A 17,057-nucleotide genomic window follows, 5' to 3' on the forward strand; every position below is an offset into this window, starting at 1 on the left:
CACCCCCGGCCCCCTCGGGCGTCTGCGTCATGGCGCCCGGCGGTCAGCCGAGGCGCTTGACCGCCGCCTCGACCCGCTCGTCGGTGGCGGTGAAGGCGACGCGCACGAACCGTGCGCCCGCCTCGCCGTAGAAGTCGCCCGGCGCGACCAGGATGCCCAGGCCCGCGAGGTGGGCGACGGTGTCCCAGCAGGGCTCGTCACGGGTCACCCACAGGTACAGGCTCGCCTCGCTGTGCTCGACCCGGAAGCCGTGCGCCTCCAGGGCCGTGCGCAGGGCCGTGCGTCGGGCCGCGTAGCGCTCGCGCTGCTCCTCGACGTGCGCGTCGTCGCCGAGCGCGGCGACCGTGGCCGCCTGCACCGGGGCGGAGGTCATCATGCCGCCGTGCTTGCGGATCTGCAGCAGCTCACCGAGCACGTCCGCGTCACCGGCGACGAAGGCCGCCCGGTAGCCCGCCAGGTTGGAGCGCTTGGAGAGGGAGTGGACGGCGACGATGCCCTCGTACGAGCCGCCGCAGACCTCGTCGTGGAGGACGGAGACGGGCTCGGCCTCCCAACCCAGCTCCAGGTAGCACTCGTCGCTGAAGAGCAGGATCCCGTGTTCGCGCGCCCAGGCCACGATCCGGACGAGGTCCTCCTTGGCGAGGACCTTGCCGGTGGGGTTGGACGGGGAGTTGAGCCAGAGCAGCTTCACACCGGCCGGGTCGAGCTCGGTGCCCGCGGGGTCACTCGCAAATGTCTCAGCGTCGTAGACGACCGGCTCGGCGCCGCACAGCCGCGCGCCGACCTCGTAGGTGGGGTAGGCGAGCCGGGGGTAGGCGACCTTGTCCCCGGCGCCCAGCCCCAGCTGGGTCGGCAGCCAGGCCACCAGTTCCTTGGAGCCGACGACCGGCAGGACGTTGCGGTGTTCGGCGGCGCTCGCGCCGAGGCGGCCGCGGACCCAGCCGGTGATCGCGTCGCGCAGGGCGACGGTGCCCCACACGGTCGGGTAGCCCGGGGAGTCGGCGGCCTCGATCAGGGCGCGCTGGATCAGCTGCGGGACCGGGTCCACGGGCGTGCCGACCGACAGGTCGACGATGCCGTCCGCGTGGGCCGCCGCCGTGGCCTTGTAGGGCTCCAGCTTGTCCCAGGGGAAGGCGGGAAGACGGTCGGATACTGCGGCCACGGTGGTCTCTGCTCTCTCTGAGTGCTGGTGTGTACGGGTGCCGGAAACACGTCGGTCCCGTGCGGCGGGAAGGCCGTACGGGACCGAGGGGCGCATCTGCCTGGAAGGTCAGTGCTCGCCGTTGATACCGGCGGGCAGCGCCGCGACGAAGGGGTGGTCGCGCTCGATCAGGCCCAGCTTGGAGGCACCACCGGGCGAACCGAGCTCGTCGAAGAACTCGACGTTCGCCTTGTAGTAGTCCTTCCACTCCTCCGGGGTGTCGTCCTCGTAGAAGATGGCCTCGACCGGGCAGACCGGCTCACACGCACCACAGTCGACGCACTCGTCCGGGTGGATGTACAAGGACCGCTGGCCCTCGTAGATGCAGTCGACGGGGCACTCTTCGATGCATGCCTTGTCCTTGACGTCGACACAAGGCTCCGCGATGACGTAGGTCACGCTCTCGTTCCTCCTCGGTAGGGCTGTCCATATCGCGCGGGAGCGCGGCGTCGTCGATGCCCGCACCTAGTATCTCCGTTCCCGGGCACGATCCGAACAGGAGGGGCGGACAGAGCTGTGGAAATCACTGCCGGTGGACTGCTGGAGGTCCGTATCACCCCGGCTGACGTGGGTAAACGAGTCTCTGTACGACGGGTGGAGGCCGTAGTGAGCGGATCACCCGAGTTCACGGACACGGTCGGGGTTCTCACATCCTGGGACCAGGGTGTGCTGCTGATCACAAAGAAGGACGGACGATCCGTCCGCATCTCGGAATCTTCGCTGGTCGCGGGCAAGATCGTGCCTCCGGCGCCGGCCCGGCGGCGGGGTCCCGCGGCCTCCTTCGAGGAGCTCTCGCGGGTCGCCGCGCGGGCCTGGCAGCCGCTGGAGAGCGAGCAGCTGGGCGGGTGGACGCTGCGGGCGGCCGCCGGATTCACCCGGCGGGCCAATTCGGTGCTGCCGCTCGGCGACCCGGGGATACCGCTGGACGATGCACTCGCGCGGGTGACCTCCTGGTACGCGCAGCGGTCGCTTCCGGCGTACGTGCAGGTCGCGACGGGGGCCGCGGGCACCCAGGAGATGCTCGGCGCGGAGCTGGAACGGCGCGGGTGGGCGTCCGAGGTGTCGGCGGAGGTCCGGATCGGGGCGCTGGCCCCGGTGGCCGACGTGGACGCGCCCGCGGCCGGGGACCTGCGCCTGACCCGCGTCCCGGACGAGGAGTGGCTCGGGCGCTACGGGAAGGTCAGCGACCCGGACCTGGCCCGGCGGATGCTGGTGGAAGGGCCGTCGGTGTGGTTCGCGGCGCTGCCCGGGGGCCGGGCCATCGGGCGCTGCGTGGTGGACGGGCGGTGGGCCGGCTTCGCTGCGGTGACCGTGGATCCCGCGCACCGGCGGGAGGGCCTGGCGACGGCGGTGATGGCCGCGCTGGCCCGGCGGGCGCTGGAGGAGGGCGCGTCGGCGGCGTGGCTCCAGGTCGAGACGGACAATCCGGGGGCGCTGGCGCTGTACGACGGGCTGGGCTTCGCGAGGCACCACGCGTACCACCACTACCGGGCGGCCTCGTGAGTGCGGCGGGCTGGCGGGAGCAGTTCGCGGCCGAGGCCCGGGCGGAGCGGCCGGACCTGGCGCTGCTGTGCCTGCTGCTGGCCACCGAGGGGGATCCGGCGCTGGACGAACGCGCCATGGACTGGGCGCAGATCGAGCTGGACCGGCTGGCCGGGATGCTGCCGTACGGGCTGCGCGGCGGGCGGGCGTGGGCGAACGCGGTGACGGAACTGCTGGGTGGGCGCCTCGGGTTCCACGGCACCCCGGCGGACTACGACCGGCTGTCGTCCTCGCTGCTGCACGAGGTACTGAGGCGGCGGCGCGGGCTGCCGATCCTCCTGTCGGTGGTGTGGCTGGAGGTGGCCCGGCGGGCCGGGGCGCCGGTGTACGGGCTGGGTCTGCCGGGGCACTTCGTGGTGGGCTTCGGGGACCCGGAGGAGGGCGTGGTGGTGGACCCGTTCGCGGGCGGCGCGTCCCTGGGCACGGGGGCGGCGGAGCTGGCGTCGGGGCCGCGCGAGCCCGCCCGGACGCTGGACATCGTGCAGCGGATCCTGGGGAACGTCCGGGCCTGGGCCTCGGCCCGCCCGGAGCAGTCGGGGGTGGCCCTGTGGGCGGTGGAGCTGTCGCTGCTGCTGCCGTCGCATCCGGCGGCGCTGCGGTACGAGCGGGCGCGGCTGCTGGTGGAGCGGGGCTCCTTCCAGGAGGGGGCGGCCGAGCTCGACGCGTACGCCGGGGTGGTCTCGGCGGTGGACGCCGACGCGGCGGCCCGGATCCACGCGGAGGCCGCCTCCGCCCGCGCCCTCCTGAACTGACCGGGCTCCGCCCCTCGCCTCGCCGGCGCTGGTTCCAGCCTCGCCGGCGTGGCTGAAGTTGGCCCCGGAGCAGCCGGATGAGGTGGCGGGGCCGGGTAGCCGGCGGGGCTGCGGGGGCTAGAGCCAGCCCTTTTCGCGGGCCACGCGCACGGCTTCGGCGCGGTTGCGCGCCGCCAGTTTCTGGATCGCCGTCGAGAGGTAGTTGCGGACCGTGCCCTGGGACAGGTGGAGCCGCGCCGCGAGTTCCGCGTTGGTCGCGCCGCTCTCCGCCTCCCGCAGGACCTCCCGTTCGCGGTCCGTCAGCGGGTTCGCGCCCTCCGCGAGGGCGGCCGCGGCCAGGGTGGGGTCGATGACGCGCTCCCCCTGGAGGACCTTGCGCACGGCGGCCGCCAGCTGCGCGGCCGGGGCGTCCTTGACCAGGAAGGCGGAGGCGCCCGCCTCCATTGCGCCGCGGAGGTAGCCGGGGCGGCCGAAGGTGGTGAGGATGACGATCCGCAGGGCGGGGAGTTCGGCGTGCAGGGCGGCGGCCGCCTCGATGCCCGTCATGCCCGGCATCTCGATGTCCAGCAGGGCCACGTTCACGTCGTGCGCGCGGGCCGCTGCCAACACCTCGTCACCGCGGGCCACCTGGACCCGTACCTCGATGTCGGGTTCCAGGCCGAGCAGCGCGGCGAGGGCCTCGCGGACCATCGACTGGTCCTCCGCCAGGAGGATGCGGATGGGACGTGAGGTCATGGTCGCGATCCTAGGGGGACTCGGGCGGTGAGGGCGAAGCCGGTCCGGCCGGTGGGGCCCGCCGACAGGGTGCCGCCGAGCGCCTCCAGACGTTCCGTCAGGCCGGTCAGGCCGTTTCCGGGGCTGCACTGGCCGCCGCTCGTGCCGTCGTCCGTGACGGTCAGCTGCAGGACCGGCCCGTCGAGGGTCTGGCTGGTCTCCAGCGTGACCCGGCAGCGCTTGGCTCCGCTGTGCCGCACCACGTTCGTCACCGCTTCGCGCAGGGACCAGGCCAGGGCCGCTTCCGCCGCCTCCGGGAGGTCGTCGGCCGGCGGCGGCGGGAGGTCGGCCAGGACGCCCGCCGCGGCCAGGGCCGTGCGCGCGCCGGCGAGTTCGCCGGGCAGGGTGGGCCGCCGGTAGCCGCTCACCGCTTCGCGCACGTCGACCAGCGCCTGCCGGCTGACCTGCTCGATGTCGGCGACCTGCTGGGCGGCCGCCTCCGGCTGCCCGGGCAGCATCCGGCCCGCCAGCTCGCTCTTGAGCGTGATCAGCGACAGCGAGTGCCCCAGCAGGTCGTGCAGGTCGCGGGCCATCCGCAGCCGTTCCTCGTTGGCCGCGAGCTGGGCCACGGTGGCCCGGGCCGCGCGCAGCTCCAGCGTGGTGCGGATCATCGCCCGGATCCCGACCATCGCGTAGCCGCCCATGAGGGCGGGGATGAGCAGGCCCGCCAGGTAGGCGGTGCCGTCCGGGACCGCGTTCGCCGTGATCGCCAGCAGGGCGGTGGTGCCGAGGACGGTCCAGCGGGAGTACTGGGCCGGCAGCGCGGCTCCGGAGGAGATGGACACGTAGACGAAGAGGACGAGCCATTCGCGGCCCAGCGCCAGCGACAGGACCACGGCCACGGCGGAGAGCACCGTCAGGGAGAACAGCACCCGGCGGACCGGCAGCGGGGGGACGGTGTGGAAGACCAGCACCAGGTACCAGACGACGAAGACGGCGAGGCCCAGGCCGCCGAGCACCCGGGCCCCGGGGCTGTGCCCGCCGCCGGCCAGGTCGGCGACGGGGGCGCTCAGGTAGAACAGCCAGACGCTGATCCAGAGCACCTTCACCATCTTCTGGTGGCGGTTCTCGGGCCGCTTGGCGAGTTCCGAGAAGTCCCGGTCGTCGTCTTCCTTCGTCAGCGCCACGGGTTTCATGCCTTCAGTGAGTCCTTGCGGTACAACCAGGCGGCCGCACCGGTGAACAGTACGAAGTACACCGCGAGGAGCACCACGTCCCCGGCCCGGGGCGCGCCGCCGAGCTCGATGGCCTGGCCCAGGCCCGCGTAGGCGTGGGTGGGGAGCCACTCGCAGATGTTCTGGAGCCACTGCGGGAAGTTCGCGGTGGGCATCCACAGGCCGCCGAGGATCGACAGGGCGAAGTAGACGAGCATCGTGATGGGGCGGACGTTGTCCCCGCTGGCCAGGTAGCCGAGGGCGACGCCGAGGGCGGCGAAGACCAGACTGCCGGCCCAGATCGAGCCGGTGAGGGCGAGCCACTGCCAGGCGTCGAACCGTACGCCCTTCACGGCGGCCGCCACCGCGAAGACGACCAGGATGGCGGGGAGCGAGAGCACTCCGGCGCCCGCCGTCTTGGCGAGGACGTAGCCGCGGCCGGGGAGGGCGGTGAGGCGCAGCTGGCGGACCCAGCCCTTCTCCCGTTCCTTGGCGATGCGTTCGCTGTTGCCCATCAGGACGGCGGTCAGGGCGCCGAAGGAGGCCATGGCGACCATGTAGAAGGCGGGCATGGTCAGTTCGGTGCCCATGACCTTGGTGGTGCCGTCGAGGGTGCCGCCGAGCATCAGGAACAGGGCGGCCGGGTAAAGGATCGTGAAGAAGAGGTACTTCTTGTTCCGCAGGGCGCGGACGATCTCCAGCTTGATGAGGGCGTTCACTGGGTGGCCTCCTCGGCCTCGGTGAGGGCGATGAAGGCCTGTTCCAGGCCGAGGCCCGCGACCTCCAGATTGCGGGGGTACAGCCCGAGCGCGTAGACGGCGTGGACGGTGGCATCGGCGTCGCGGGACTGGATGCGTACGGTGTCGCCGTGGTGCTCGAAGGCCGTCAGGAAGGGCAGGGCGCGCAGGCGCTCGATGTCGGTGCCGGCGGCGCCGGGCAGGTCGAAGGAGATCTTCCGGGCCCCGGCCTTGGCCTTGATCTCGGCGGCGGTGCCGTCCGCGAGCAGCCGGCCCTTGCTGAGCACCAGGACCCGGTCGGCGATCGCGTCGGCCTCTTCCAGGTAGTGGGTGGCGAAGAGGACGGTGCGGCCCTGGTCGGCCTGTTCCCGCATGGTGGCCCAGAAGGCCTGGCGGGCGGTGACGTCCATGCCGGTGGTCGGCTCGTCGAGCACGATCAGGTCGTTGTGGCCGGCCGTGGCGAGCGCGAAGCGCACGCGCTGCTCCTGGCCGCCGGAGAGCTTGTCGACCCGGCGGTCGGCGATCTTGTCGATGCCGGCCCGGGAGAGCACCTGGTCGACCGGGTGCGGCCGCGGGTGCAGGGCGCAGCCGAGGGCGACGACCTCCCGCACGGTCACCTCCTCCATCAGGCCGCCGCTCTGCAGCATCGCGCCGACCCGGCCGGCGGCGACGGCCTCGCGCGGGGTGGTGCCGAAGATCCGGACGGAGCCGGAGTCGGCGGGGCGCAGGCCGAGGAGGAGGTCGAGGGTGGAGGACTTGCCGGCGCCGTTGGGGCCGAGGAGCGCGACGGTCTCGCCCGGGTGGAGCGTGAGGGTGAGGCCGTCGACCGCCCGGACCGTGCCGTAGTTCTTGGTCACGTTCTCGAAGCTGACCGCGCTGTCGGTGGTGGGCTTCGCGATGCGTGTCGCGGTCGTCGTCGTCATGGAAAGAGGTTCGCCCGTACGGGGTCCCGCGCGGCAGTGTCGGGCGTCGTGCGTGCCGGATGACAGATGTCATGCGGTGGACGTGACGGTGCCCCCGCCCGTGATGCGGGCGGGGGCACCGGTCGGCCGATCCGCAAGGGACCCGGCAAGGTCCGGAGGGACGGCTAGTTCGGGTTGGTGTCGACGACCGTGGTGCGTTCGGCCGCGGTCTTGCCGCGCAGCGCCTTGCCGAGGGCGCCGGCGATGTCCTGCGGGGTGACGGCCGTCTTCTCGCCGGTGCCGCGGGTGATCAGGATGCCGTCGAAGGTGTTCCCGTAGGTCGCCTTGAGCGCCTCCAGGTCGAACTTCTCGACCAGGCGGCCGTCGACGGGCTGCATGCTGAGGATCTTGGGCAGGGACCTGGCTCCGAAGGCGATGGACTTGGTGCCCACCTTGACGGTGGCGTTCGCGGACATCGCGGGCTCGGCGAACTCCTTCATGGCCCGGTCCAGTTCGGCCTGGCCGATGGCCGGCGCCTTGGTGGTGGTAGGCAGTTCCGCCACGGCCGCCTTGCCGGTGGCGACCTGCTCCTTGAAGGTCTTGACCACCAGCTGGACGGAGGCGTCCACGTCGAGGGTGGTGCCGGGGGTGCCGGGGACGGCGACGGCCTTGCCGGTGTCGAACTTGATCGTGCCCTCGGTGGCCGTACCGGAGGTGCCCGCGAGTTCCTGCAGCGCGACCCGGAGCTTCTCCTCGTCGGTCGGCATCACGGGGTCGGCGACCCGCTCGTTGCCGAGGAGCGAGCCGATGACCGTGATCGGGTTGTAGTCGCTGCCGGCGGCGTTGCGGACGGTGGTCTGGGCGTCGAGCGTCAGACCGGCCTTCTCGGGCTTCAGCTCGACCGTCTTGCCGCCGACGCTGAGCTGGATCGGGGCCGTTGCACGGCTGCCGAAGGCGGTCTGGAGCTTGGAGACGGCCTCGTCGCGGCTGCCGCTGATGTCGACGCGGAGGACGGTGGTGCCCTTGGGGACGTCGGAGTGGTTCAGGAGCAGCCCGGCGCCGTAGGCCACGCCGATGAGGGCGATGACACCGCCGCCGAGCAGGACCAGCTTGGAGCGGCCCTTCTTGGCGGGCTTGTCGGTGGCCTTGGGCTGCGCGGCCGCGGGGCGGGGGGTGGCCGGCGCGGGGGCCGGTACCGGGGTCGGCAGCGGGCCGTCCAGGTCGGGGCCGGGCCACTGCGGAGCGTCGTCGAAGGCGGCCGCGGCGGCCGGACCGCCGACGGGGCCGCTGCCGAAGCCGGGGCCGCCGGTGGGTCCGGCGGGGCCGCTGCCGTAGGCCGGGAACGCCTCGGTGACGGGGCCGGTGTCGCCCTGGCCGTCCCCGTACGCGGGGAAGCCCTGGGTCGTCCCGACGCCCGGGCCGCCGGGCATCGGGGCCGGGGGCGCAGAGGCCTGGGCGAAGCCCTGGCTGTAGTCCGTCACGGGCGGCGGCGGGGTGCGCGGCGGCGCGAAGGCGGCGTCCGGTCCGGGCACCGGTGGGGCCTGGGTGCGCTGCGGCGGCGGGAAGCCCCCGCCCGGCATGACCGGCGGAGTGGGCGTCGGGGTCGGCGTCGGGGACGGCGTCCGGGTGGGCAGCGGCCGCTGCGCGAGCGGCGGGGCGGCGGCGGCCGGCGGCATCTGGGCCGCGGCGGGGGCCGGTGCGGGTGCCGGGCCCGGGGCGGCCGGCTTGCGGGGGGCGAACCAGTTGCTGGCCGGCTCCTCGGCGTCGGCTGACGCCGGGGCGGGCGCGGGCGCCGGGGCGCCGGCCGGCTCCGGGGCGGCCTCGATGCGGGTCGGCTGCGGCCCGCGCCGCTGCGCGAGCGGCGGCGGGGAGGCCTGCTCGGGCTTCGCCTCCGGCCCGGTCTGCTCGCCGGCGCCGGCCGAGCCGGAGCCGGGGCCCATCGCCTTGCGCACGACCACCGGCGGGATCGGCCGCGAACCCGGGATGTTGATCCGGATCCGGGTCGTCAGGGTGGTCTCGGTCTTGGGCCCGTCGGAATCGGGCGTGGACGGCTTCGAGGTCACAGCGTTCTCCTCCGGAGCGGTCGCCGCAGCGTCCGTGGACGGGTACTGGCCGGTTCCGTACGGCGGTGTACCCGAGGGGTAGGCGGCTCCACCGTGCCCCTTGGGCCCGGAGGACGAACTGTCGGTTTCACGACTCAAGGCAGGTTCTCCCGGTTGGCTCCGCCGCCCGTCGTACCGTGCGCGGGCAGCTCGGCGGCCCGTCCACCATACTGGCCGCCGCCCGCACGCAACTGACTGGCGGGAATCAGGGGTTCCTGATAGCGCCCGTCAAACCCCTCTGAAGTGCCCGGGAGCATCCGCGCGCGCCCCGCGGCGAACCTCCCTACGAGGTCCGACACCACGTCACTTGGCAGGCCGGGCGGCCGAAACCGGCCGATCCAGCGAACCGCGCATCGTGGCACACATCACAGCGAGAACGGTTCCACCCAAAAGATAGACGTACACGCCGATTCCGGACGAACCGAGGAGGAAGTCCCCCTCGGGGCGCGGAAGGCTGAGCATCACGTACGAGAGGAACCAGCCGACCACGGCGCCGCCCAGCCCGTAGCCGGTCCCGAGGGCGATCCGCCCCCCGAGGAACAGCCCGAAGACGGCCAGCAGGGCGAGCAGCAGACCGCCGGGGAACCAGAGGTCGACCACCAGCCAGCCGGCCGCGCCGGTCAGCGCGCCCGCGATCACCATGCCCAGGCAGCCGGCGATCCGGCCGGCCGTGACCGTGCCGCTCATGCCTCCACCCCCGCGAAGAGGTCGTGTTCGCGCTCGCCCGCCGGGGCGCCCGGCTGGCCTGCGACGAGTTCGTAGTACTCGCGGGTGAACAGCGGCTGTGCCAGGTCGTTGGAGAGGGCGAAGAAGGGCCCGTCCACGGCGATCTGGGTGGCGTGGGCCCGCATGGCGGCCGCCTTCGCCGCCACGAGGGTGTCCTTGGCGTCGATCTCGGCGGTGATCCGCTCGTCGGCGACGACCCCGGGCACGTCACCGGGCGAGCCCACCGCGGGGAAGGGCAGTTCGCCCCCGGCGGCGCGCAGCAGGGCGAAGCCCTCCTCGACCACCGAGCGCGGGACGCGGTTCCAGTAGATCTTCCCGACCGCGTGGGGCTCGCCGAGGTCGCGCCGGTACGCGGTCTCCGCGGCCAGTTCGGCTGCGCGCATGGCCACCCGGTGGGCCTGGATGTGGTCGGGGTGCCCGTATCCGCCGTCCGGGTCGTAGGTGACGAGCACCTGTGGCCGCAGCTCCCGGATGACCTCCACGAGGTACGCGGCGGCCTCGTCCACGTCGGCCACCCAGAAGGCCTCCGGGCGGTGGTTCTGCGGGGCGCCCATCATCCCGGAGTCCCGGAAGCGGCCGGGGCCGCCGAGGAACCGGTGGTCGTGGACGCCCAGTTCCGCCATGGCCGCGGCGAGCTCGCCAACGCGGTGCGCGCCGAGGGTGTCGTCGCGGTCGGCCGCCAGGTGGGCGAGCCCGGGCGGGATGACCTCACCCTCCTCGCCCAGGGTGCAGGTCACCAACGCGACGTGGGCGCCCTCGGCCGCGTACTTGGCCATGGTGACACCGTTGTTGATCGACTCGTCGTCGGGGTGCGCGTGCACGAGGAGCAGACGACGGGCGGGAAGACCGTTCATGGGGCCTAGCCTACGAGGCAGGACCTAGAACTTGAGGCCACTGATCATGCTCGCCACGTTCGAGGTGAGCTGGCTGAGGGTCGGGGCGATGGTGGAACTCGCCAGGTAGAAGCCGAGCAGTACGCAGACCACCGCATGTCCCGCCTTCAGGCCCGCCCTTCGGACCAGCAGGAAGACGATGATCGCCAGCAGCACCACGGCGGAGATCGAGAGTGCCACGGCGTTTCACCTCCACGTCGAGCGGACATCGGTACGCGTATTCGTGCTCGGCAGGACTCATACCCACCGTGCGCTACGGATCATAACTATCCGTACCAGCGCATCGATCGAAATCCGGCAGCACGAGGGGCGCATGCCGCGCATGAGTGGGGTCACGGGGAGGCCGGCCGGCGAGGCCGTACGCCTCCCCGGCCGGCTGTCGGCACCCGCACGGCCGCACGACATCCAGGTTGCATGCCCCAGATCTCGGGGCAGAAACGGTCAAGTTGCCCCCACGTAAACGGAGTTGCCGTAGCGCCAGCCGTTTCCCCACCTGGCGTACAGGGGTGGCCGGAAATGATCGGTCAGCGCCTACTCCTTCGTCAGCGGATCCGTCGGCGGCGGGGATGACGCAGGAGGTGGCGGCGCTGACGGGGGCGGCGTGTCCGCCGGCGGGACCACCCGTTTCTCCGCCGCGAAGTGGCAGGCCGACGGGTGTGCCGCCGGGCCCGAGGGGAAGACCTGCGGGACCGCGAGCAGCGGGACCTCCGCCGTACAGCGCGGCTCGGCCTTCCAGCAGCGGGTGCGGAAGGGGCAGCCCGAGGGCGGGTTGGCCGGGGACGGGACGTCGCCGGTGAGGATGATCCGCTCGCGGTGGGCGCGGGCCTCCGGATCCGGGACCGGGACGGCGGAGAGCAGCGCCTGGGTGTACGGGTGGGTCGGGTGGTCGTAGATCTGGCTGTCGGTGCCGATCTCGACGATCCGGCCCAGGTACATGACGCCGACCCGGTCGGAGATGTGCCGGACGATCGAGAGGTCGTGCGCGATGAAGACGTAGGACAGGTCGAAGTCGCTCTGCAGCCGGTCCAACAGGTTGATCACCTGGGCCTGGACGGAGACGTCCAGCGCGGAGACGGGCTCGTCGGCGACGATGATCTCCGGTTGCAGGGCGAGGCCGCGGGCGATGCCGATGCGCTGGCGCTGGCCGCCGGAGAACTGGTGCGGGTACCGGTTGATGTACTCCGGGTTCAGACCGACGACGTCCAGGAGCTCCTGGACCTTCTGCCGGCGGTTGCCCTTGGGAGCCACCTCGGGGTGGATCTCGAAGGGCTCCCCGATGATGTCGCCGACCGTCATGCGCGGGTTCAGCGACGTGTACGGGTCCTGGAAGACCATCTGGATGTTGCGGCGCACGGCCTTCAGGGCACGCCCCGACAGCTTGGTGATGTCCTCGCCCTTGTACGAGATCGCGCCGGCCGTCGGCCGCTCCAGGTGGACCAGCATCTTGGCCACGGTGGACTTCCCGCAGCCGGACTCGCCCACGATGCCGAGCGTCTCACCGGCGCGCAGGTCGAAGGAGACCCCGTCGACCGCCTTGACCGCGCCGACCTGCTTGCGGAAGACGATGCCCCGGGTCAGCGGGTAGTGCTTGACCAGGCCCTTCACTTCCAGCAGGGACTCAGCCATGGAGGCATTCCTTCCAGAAGTGGCAGGCGCTGGTGCGCTCCACCGGGGACTCGGTCACCCGGTACAGCGGCGGGACGTCGGTGCGGCACACCGCCTGCGCCATCGGGCAGCGCGGATTGAAGGCGCAGCCGGGCGGGATGGCCACAAGGTTCGGCGGCAGGCCCTTGATGGCGTACAGCTCCTGGCCCTTCTGGTCCAGGCGCGGGATGGAGTCCAGCAGGCCGCGCGTGTACGGGTGCGCGGGCGCTTTGTAGATCTCGTGGACCGGAGCCGCCTCGACGATCCGGCCCGCGTACATGACCGCGATCTTGTCGGCCACGTCGGCGACCACCCCCAGGTCGTGGGTGATCAGGATCAGGCCCATGTTCAGCTCGCGCTGGAGCTCGGCCAGCAGGTCCATCACTTGGGCCTGGACGGTGACGTCGAGGGCCGTCGTCGGCTCGTCCGCGATGATCAGTGAGGGCTCCAGGGCCAGCGCCATCGCGATCATGATGCGCTGGCGCATGCCGCCCGAGAACTGGTGCGGGTAGTCCCCCACCCGCTCCTTCGCCGCCGGGATCCTGACCCGGTCCATCAGCTCGACGGCCTTGCCCTTGGCGTCCTTGCGGGACATCCCGCGGTGCACCTCGTACATCTCGCCGAGCTGCGCGCCCACGCTCAGGACGGGGTTCAGGGAGGACAGGGCGTCCTGGAAGATCATCGCCATCTCGGCGCCCCGGATCCTCCTCCGTTCCTCCTCCTTCATCGTGAGCAGGTCCTTGCCCTTGAAGAGGATCTCGCCGCCCGCGATCCGGCCCGGCGGCATGTCGAGGATGCCCATCACGGCCTGTGCGGTGACCGACTTGCCGGAACCCGACTCGCCGAGCACGGCGAGCGTCTCGCCCTCGGCCACCGAGTAGTTGACGCCGTTGACGGCCTTGGCGACTCCGTCGCGCGTCTTGAATTCCACGTGCAGGTCGCGGACTTCGAGCAGCATGTGCGGGGCTCCTCAGCGCAGCTTGGGGTCGAGGGCGTCGCGCACCGCGTCGCCGAGCATGATGAAGGCGAGCACGGTCAGGCTCAGCGCGCCGGCCGGCCAGAGCAGCATGTGCGGGGCGTTGCGGATCTGCGAGGCCGCGTTGGAGATGTCGATGCCCCAGGAGACGGTGGGCGGGCGCAGGCCGACGCCGAGGAAGGACAGGGTGGCCTCCAGGGCGATGTAGGTGCCGAGCGCGATGGTGGCGACGACGATGACGGGGGCGATGGCGTTGGGCGCCACGTGCCGGAGCATCATCCGGCCGTTGCCTGCGCCGAGGGCCCGGGCGGCCTGGACGTAGTCGTTCTGTTTGGCGGTGATGACGGAGCCGCGGCCGATGCGGGCGATCTGCGGCCAGCCGAGGAGCACGATGAAGCCGACCACCGGCCAGACGGTGGTGCTGGTGACCACGGACAGGAAGACCAGGCCGCCGAGGACGACGGGGATGCCGAAGAAGATGTCGGCGACCCGGGAGAGCAGCGCGTCGCCCCAGCCGCCGAAGAACCCGGCGAGCCCGCCGAGCAGCGAGCCGAGCAGGGCGGCTCCGAGGGTGGCGCAGACGCCCACGGTGATGGAGGCGCGGGCCCCGTAGACGGTACGGGTGTACACGTCGCAGCCCTGGGTGTCGTATCCGAACGGGTGGCCCGGGGAGGAGCCCTGCTGCGACTTGGACAGGTCGCACTGCAGCGGGTCGCCGCTCGCGATGAGCTGCGGCCAGATCGAGATGATCACGAGGAAGAGGATCATCAGCGAGGAGATGATGAAGACGGGGTTGCGACGCAACTGGTGCCAGGCGTCGGACCACAGCGAGCGGGCCCGTCCGCCGGAGGCGGCTGACGGGTACAGCTCGCCGGGGCCGGTCCCGCCCGGCGGGCCGGTCCACTCGATGCCCTCGACGCTCTCGGCCGCCTCGATGGCAAGATCTATGGGTCCCCCCTGACCCGTCGGCGAGACCGCCTCGTGCGGGCGGGGACCGACGGGGTCGTAGCCGCCGGGCCCTTCGGGACGCTCGGGGTCAGGCATAACGGATCCTCGGGTCCAGGACCGCGTAGAGCAGGTCGACGAGCAGGTTCGCCAGCAGGAAGACGATGACGAGGATGGTCACGAAGCCGACCACCGTCGGGGAGTTGTTGCGCAGGATCCCCTGGTAGAGCTGGTATCCGACGCCGTGGATGTTGAAGATCCGCTCGGTGACGATGGCGCCGCCCATCAGGGCGCCGATGTCGGTGCCGATGAAGGTGACGACGGGGATGAGCGAGTTGCGCAGCAGGTGGCGGGTGACGACCCGACGGCGCGGCAGGCCCTTGGCGACGGCGGTGCGCACGTAGTCGGCCTTGACGTTCTCGGCGATGGAGGTGCGCGAGAGCCGGGTGACGTAGGCGAGGGAGACCAGCGCGAGCACGATGCCGGGCAGGATCAGCTCGTTCAGGGGGGCGTCCGGGGAGACGGTGGGCCGCACCCAGCCCCATTTGACGCCGAAGAGGTACTGGAGCAGATAGCCCGTCACGAACGTCGGTACGGAGATGACGACGAGGGTGAGCACCAGCACGGTGGTGTCGACGGACTTGCCGCGGCGCAGGCCGCTGATCACGCCGAGGGTGATGCCGATGACGATCTCGAAGAAGATCGCGACCAGGGTCAGGCGCAGGGTGACGGGGAAGGCGCTGGCCATCAGCTCGGTGACCGGCTGGCCGTTGAAGGCCGTGCCGAAGTCGCCCTTGAAGATCTGGCCCATGTAGTGGACGTACTGCTCCCACAGGGGGCGGTCGAGGTAGAGGTCCTTGCGGATGCGCGCGGCGGTGGCGGGGTCGGGCGCCTTGTCGCCGAAGAGGGCCGCGACCGGGTCACCGAGCGCGTACACCATGAAGAAGATCAGGAACGTGCTGCCGATGAACACCGGGATCATCTGGAGCAGCCGCCGGATCACATAACGTCCCATGGACTGCTCCAGGATCGATCCGAAACGCGGGTCAGCCGACCTTGATCTGGTCGTACACGGGGACGCTGAACTGGTTGAACGACACGTCCGAGAGCCGCTCGGCGTAGCCCGCGCTGCCGTTCTGGTACCAGAGCGGGATGGCCGGCATCTGCGCGGCAAGGATCTTCTCGGAGTCCTGGAACTTCGCGATGGCCTTGGTCGGGTCGCTCTCCTGGTTGGCCTCGTCGACGAGCTTGTCGAAGTCCGCGTTGCTGAACTTCCCGTAGTTGGAGGAGGCTCCGGTGTAGTAGAGGGGCTGGAGGAAGTTCTGGATCAGGGGGTAGTCGGCCTGCCAGCCCGAGCGGAAGGGGCCGGTCAGCTTGAAGCTGCTCTGCTGGTTGCGGAAGTCGGCGAAGGTGCCGATCGGGTTGACCGTGCACACCGGGCCCTCGCCCAGTGCGTTGTTGATGCTGTTGCAGACGGCGTCCATCCAGTCGCGGTGCGAGCCGGTGTCCACGTTGGAGGTCAGCGTGACCTTGCCGCCGGGGAGCCCGCCGGCGTCCGTGATCAGCTTCTTGGCCGCGACCGGGTCGTAGACGCAGGCGTCGCCGCAGACGGTGGAGGAGAAGCCGCCCTTCTCGCCGAGGGCCGGGGAGGTCCAGTCCTTGGCCGGGGTGCGGGTCTCCCGGAAGATCTGCTTGGTGATCTCGTCGCGGTTGATGGCCCGGGAGATGCCGATCCGGACGTTCTCCATGCCCTCCTTGCTCCACTGCGGGTCGTACAGCGGGAAGGTGAGCGTCTGGATGATGAGGGCCGGCTGGTTGATGTACCGGTCCCCCAGGTCGTTCTTGACGTTCTTGAGTTGCTGCGCCGGGATGTCGTCGACGAGGTCGAGGTTGCCGGAGATCAGGTCGGTGTAGGCGGTGTTGTTGTCGGTGTAGACCTTCAGGTCCACACCGCCGTTCTGCGCCTTGTCCGGACCGGGGTAGGTGTCCCACTTGCGGAGCTTCATGCCGGTGCCCTTGGTGTACGAGTCCACCGTGTACGGGCCGTTGCCGATCGGCTTGTCCAGCCAGCCGGCGTGGTCGGTGAAGAAGGCCTTGGGCAGCGGGGAGAAGGCCTGGTAGCCGAGGGTCTCGGGCCAGGTGGAGAACTTGTTCTTCAAGGCGACGGTGAAGGTCTTGTCGTCCTTGACGACCAGTCCGGACATCGTCTTGGCCTTGGGCTCGCCGGAGGCGGGGTGGACGTCCGCGTATCCGACGATGTCGGAGAAGAACGGCGAGTTGTTCTGCTTGTTGCGCACGTCCGCGCCGTAGTTCCAGGCGTCGACGAAGGACTGCGCGGTGACCGGCTCGTCGTTGCTGAACTTCCAGCCGTCCTTCAGCGTGATGGTGAAGTTCTGACTGTCCGTCGTCTCGATCTTCTCGGCGACCATGTCGAGGGCCTCGCCCGTCTTCGGGTCGTAGCGCTTGAGGCCCCGGAAGAGCATGTCGAGCACCTTGCCGCCCTGCACCTCGTTGGTGTTGGCGGGCTCCAGCGGGTTCTGCGGGTCGCCCCAGGAGGAGCTGACGATTCCCGCCTCGCCGCCTCCGCCGCTGTCGCTACCGCCGCCGCAGGCCGTCGCCACGAGGGCGACGGCCACCGCACCAGCGGCCCACTTGGCGTGGGTGGCTCCGCGCATGGAGTGCCTCCTAGGGGTCCCAAGACTCGCTTAG

17 protein-coding genes are annotated in these 17,057 nt (G+C 71.4%); 2 read left to right on the plus strand and 15 right to left on the minus strand.

All coding sequences use genetic code 11. The features are described 5' to 3' along the window. Nucleotides 1–43: 43 nt before the first annotated feature. Together dapC and fdxA are read right to left on the minus strand one after the other, a co-directional pair. On the minus strand, nucleotides 44–1,162 hold the full coding sequence (dapC, locus tag ACIQK6_RS23375; RefSeq protein WP_329099210.1) for a succinyldiaminopimelate transaminase: 1,119 nt from the start codon (nucleotides 1,160–1,162) through the stop codon (nucleotides 44–46). A gap of 108 nt (nucleotides 1,163–1,270) precedes the next feature. Further along, nucleotides 1,271–1,600 (minus strand): ferredoxin, encoded by a 330-nt coding sequence (fdxA, locus tag ACIQK6_RS23380; protein ID WP_030011906.1) that lies wholly within the window; start codon nucleotides 1,598–1,600, stop codon nucleotides 1,271–1,273. Between the two features lie 117 nt (nucleotides 1,601–1,717). Between fdxA and ACIQK6_RS23385 the strand changes: the two genes are divergently transcribed. After that, entirely contained in the window at nucleotides 1,718–2,704 is a 987-nt protein-coding gene (locus ACIQK6_RS23385) for a GNAT family N-acetyltransferase (RefSeq protein WP_329099212.1), read from the plus strand. Beyond that, the gene (locus ACIQK6_RS23390; RefSeq protein WP_329099213.1) at nucleotides 2,701–3,495 is read left to right on the plus strand and encodes a transglutaminase-like domain-containing protein; all 795 of its coding nucleotides are present in this window, start codon (nucleotides 2,701–2,703) and stop codon (nucleotides 3,493–3,495) included. The genes ACIQK6_RS23385 and ACIQK6_RS23390 overlap by 4 nt, the downstream gene beginning before the upstream one ends. 117 nt (nucleotides 3,496–3,612) lie before the next feature. On the opposite strand, the gene ACIQK6_RS23395 is transcribed toward ACIQK6_RS23390, so the two are convergent. The 13 genes from ACIQK6_RS23395 to ACIQK6_RS23455 form a co-directional block, all read right to left on the minus strand. Further along, nucleotides 3,613–4,230, minus strand: coding sequence for a DNA-binding response regulator (locus ACIQK6_RS23395; RefSeq protein WP_301366865.1), 618 nt, complete (start codon nucleotides 4,228–4,230; stop codon nucleotides 3,613–3,615). Beyond that, nucleotides 4,227–5,405 (minus strand): sensor histidine kinase, encoded by a 1,179-nt coding sequence (locus ACIQK6_RS23400; protein ID WP_329099216.1) that lies wholly within the window; start codon nucleotides 5,403–5,405, stop codon nucleotides 4,227–4,229. The genes ACIQK6_RS23395 and ACIQK6_RS23400 overlap by 4 nt, the downstream gene beginning before the upstream one ends. Continuing rightward, a complete protein-coding gene (locus ACIQK6_RS23405) occupies nucleotides 5,402–6,142 on the minus strand; it encodes an ABC transporter permease (RefSeq protein ID WP_329099217.1) in 741 nt (246 codons plus the stop codon). The genes ACIQK6_RS23400 and ACIQK6_RS23405 overlap by 4 nt, the downstream gene beginning before the upstream one ends. Beyond that, on the minus strand, nucleotides 6,139–7,083 hold the full coding sequence (locus ACIQK6_RS23410; RefSeq protein ID WP_329099218.1) for an ABC transporter ATP-binding protein: 945 nt from the start codon (nucleotides 7,081–7,083) through the stop codon (nucleotides 6,139–6,141). The genes ACIQK6_RS23405 and ACIQK6_RS23410 overlap by 4 nt, the downstream gene beginning before the upstream one ends. Nucleotides 7,084–7,247: 164 nt before the next feature. Continuing rightward, nucleotides 7,248–9,125: a hypothetical protein gene (locus ACIQK6_RS23415; RefSeq protein ID WP_402695369.1), complete on the minus strand. Its 1,878-nt coding sequence runs from the start codon at nucleotides 9,123–9,125 to the stop codon at nucleotides 7,248–7,250. A gap of 342 nt (nucleotides 9,126–9,467) precedes the next feature. Next, nucleotides 9,468–9,851: a DUF6113 family protein gene (locus ACIQK6_RS23420; RefSeq protein WP_329099220.1), complete on the minus strand. Its 384-nt coding sequence runs from the start codon at nucleotides 9,849–9,851 to the stop codon at nucleotides 9,468–9,470. After that, nucleotides 9,848–10,744: an N-acetyl-1-D-myo-inositol-2-amino-2-deoxy-alpha-D-glucopyranoside deacetylase gene (gene mshB / locus ACIQK6_RS23425; RefSeq protein ID WP_402695370.1), complete on the minus strand. Its 897-nt coding sequence runs from the start codon at nucleotides 10,742–10,744 to the stop codon at nucleotides 9,848–9,850. The genes ACIQK6_RS23420 and mshB overlap by 4 nt, the downstream gene beginning before the upstream one ends. Before the next feature lie 24 nt (nucleotides 10,745–10,768). Then, a complete protein-coding gene (locus tag ACIQK6_RS23430) occupies nucleotides 10,769–10,963 on the minus strand; it encodes a hypothetical protein (protein WP_030012369.1) in 195 nt (64 codons plus the stop codon). Between the two features lie 351 nt (nucleotides 10,964–11,314). Further along, nucleotides 11,315–12,409 (minus strand): dipeptide ABC transporter ATP-binding protein, encoded by a 1,095-nt coding sequence (locus ACIQK6_RS23435; protein WP_329099223.1) that lies wholly within the window; start codon nucleotides 12,407–12,409, stop codon nucleotides 11,315–11,317. Further along, entirely contained in the window at nucleotides 12,402–13,385 is a 984-nt protein-coding gene (locus ACIQK6_RS23440; protein WP_329099225.1) for an ABC transporter ATP-binding protein, read from the minus strand. Before ACIQK6_RS23440 ends, ACIQK6_RS23435 begins: the two co-directional genes overlap by 8 nt. 12 nt (nucleotides 13,386–13,397) lie before the next feature. Beyond that, nucleotides 13,398–14,447 carry an ABC transporter permease gene (locus tag ACIQK6_RS23445; RefSeq protein WP_329099226.1) on the minus strand — a complete coding sequence of 350 codons (1,050 nt, stop codon included), beginning with the start codon at nucleotides 14,445–14,447 and terminating at the stop codon, nucleotides 13,398–13,400. After that, the gene (locus ACIQK6_RS23450) at nucleotides 14,440–15,363 is read right to left on the minus strand and encodes an ABC transporter permease (RefSeq protein ID WP_329099227.1); all 924 of its coding nucleotides are present in this window, start codon (nucleotides 15,361–15,363) and stop codon (nucleotides 14,440–14,442) included. The genes ACIQK6_RS23445 and ACIQK6_RS23450 overlap by 8 nt, the downstream gene beginning before the upstream one ends. Before the next feature lie 31 nt (nucleotides 15,364–15,394). Further along, nucleotides 15,395–17,023 (minus strand): ABC transporter substrate-binding protein, encoded by a 1,629-nt coding sequence (locus ACIQK6_RS23455; RefSeq protein WP_402695371.1) that lies wholly within the window; start codon nucleotides 17,021–17,023, stop codon nucleotides 15,395–15,397. Between the last annotated feature and the right edge of the window lie 34 nt (nucleotides 17,024–17,057).

Origin of the sequence: Streptomyces sp. NPDC091682 (genome assembly GCF_044756625.1) — a bacterium.
Classification (GTDB): domain Bacteria; phylum Actinomycetota; class Actinomycetes; order Streptomycetales; family Streptomycetaceae; genus Streptomyces.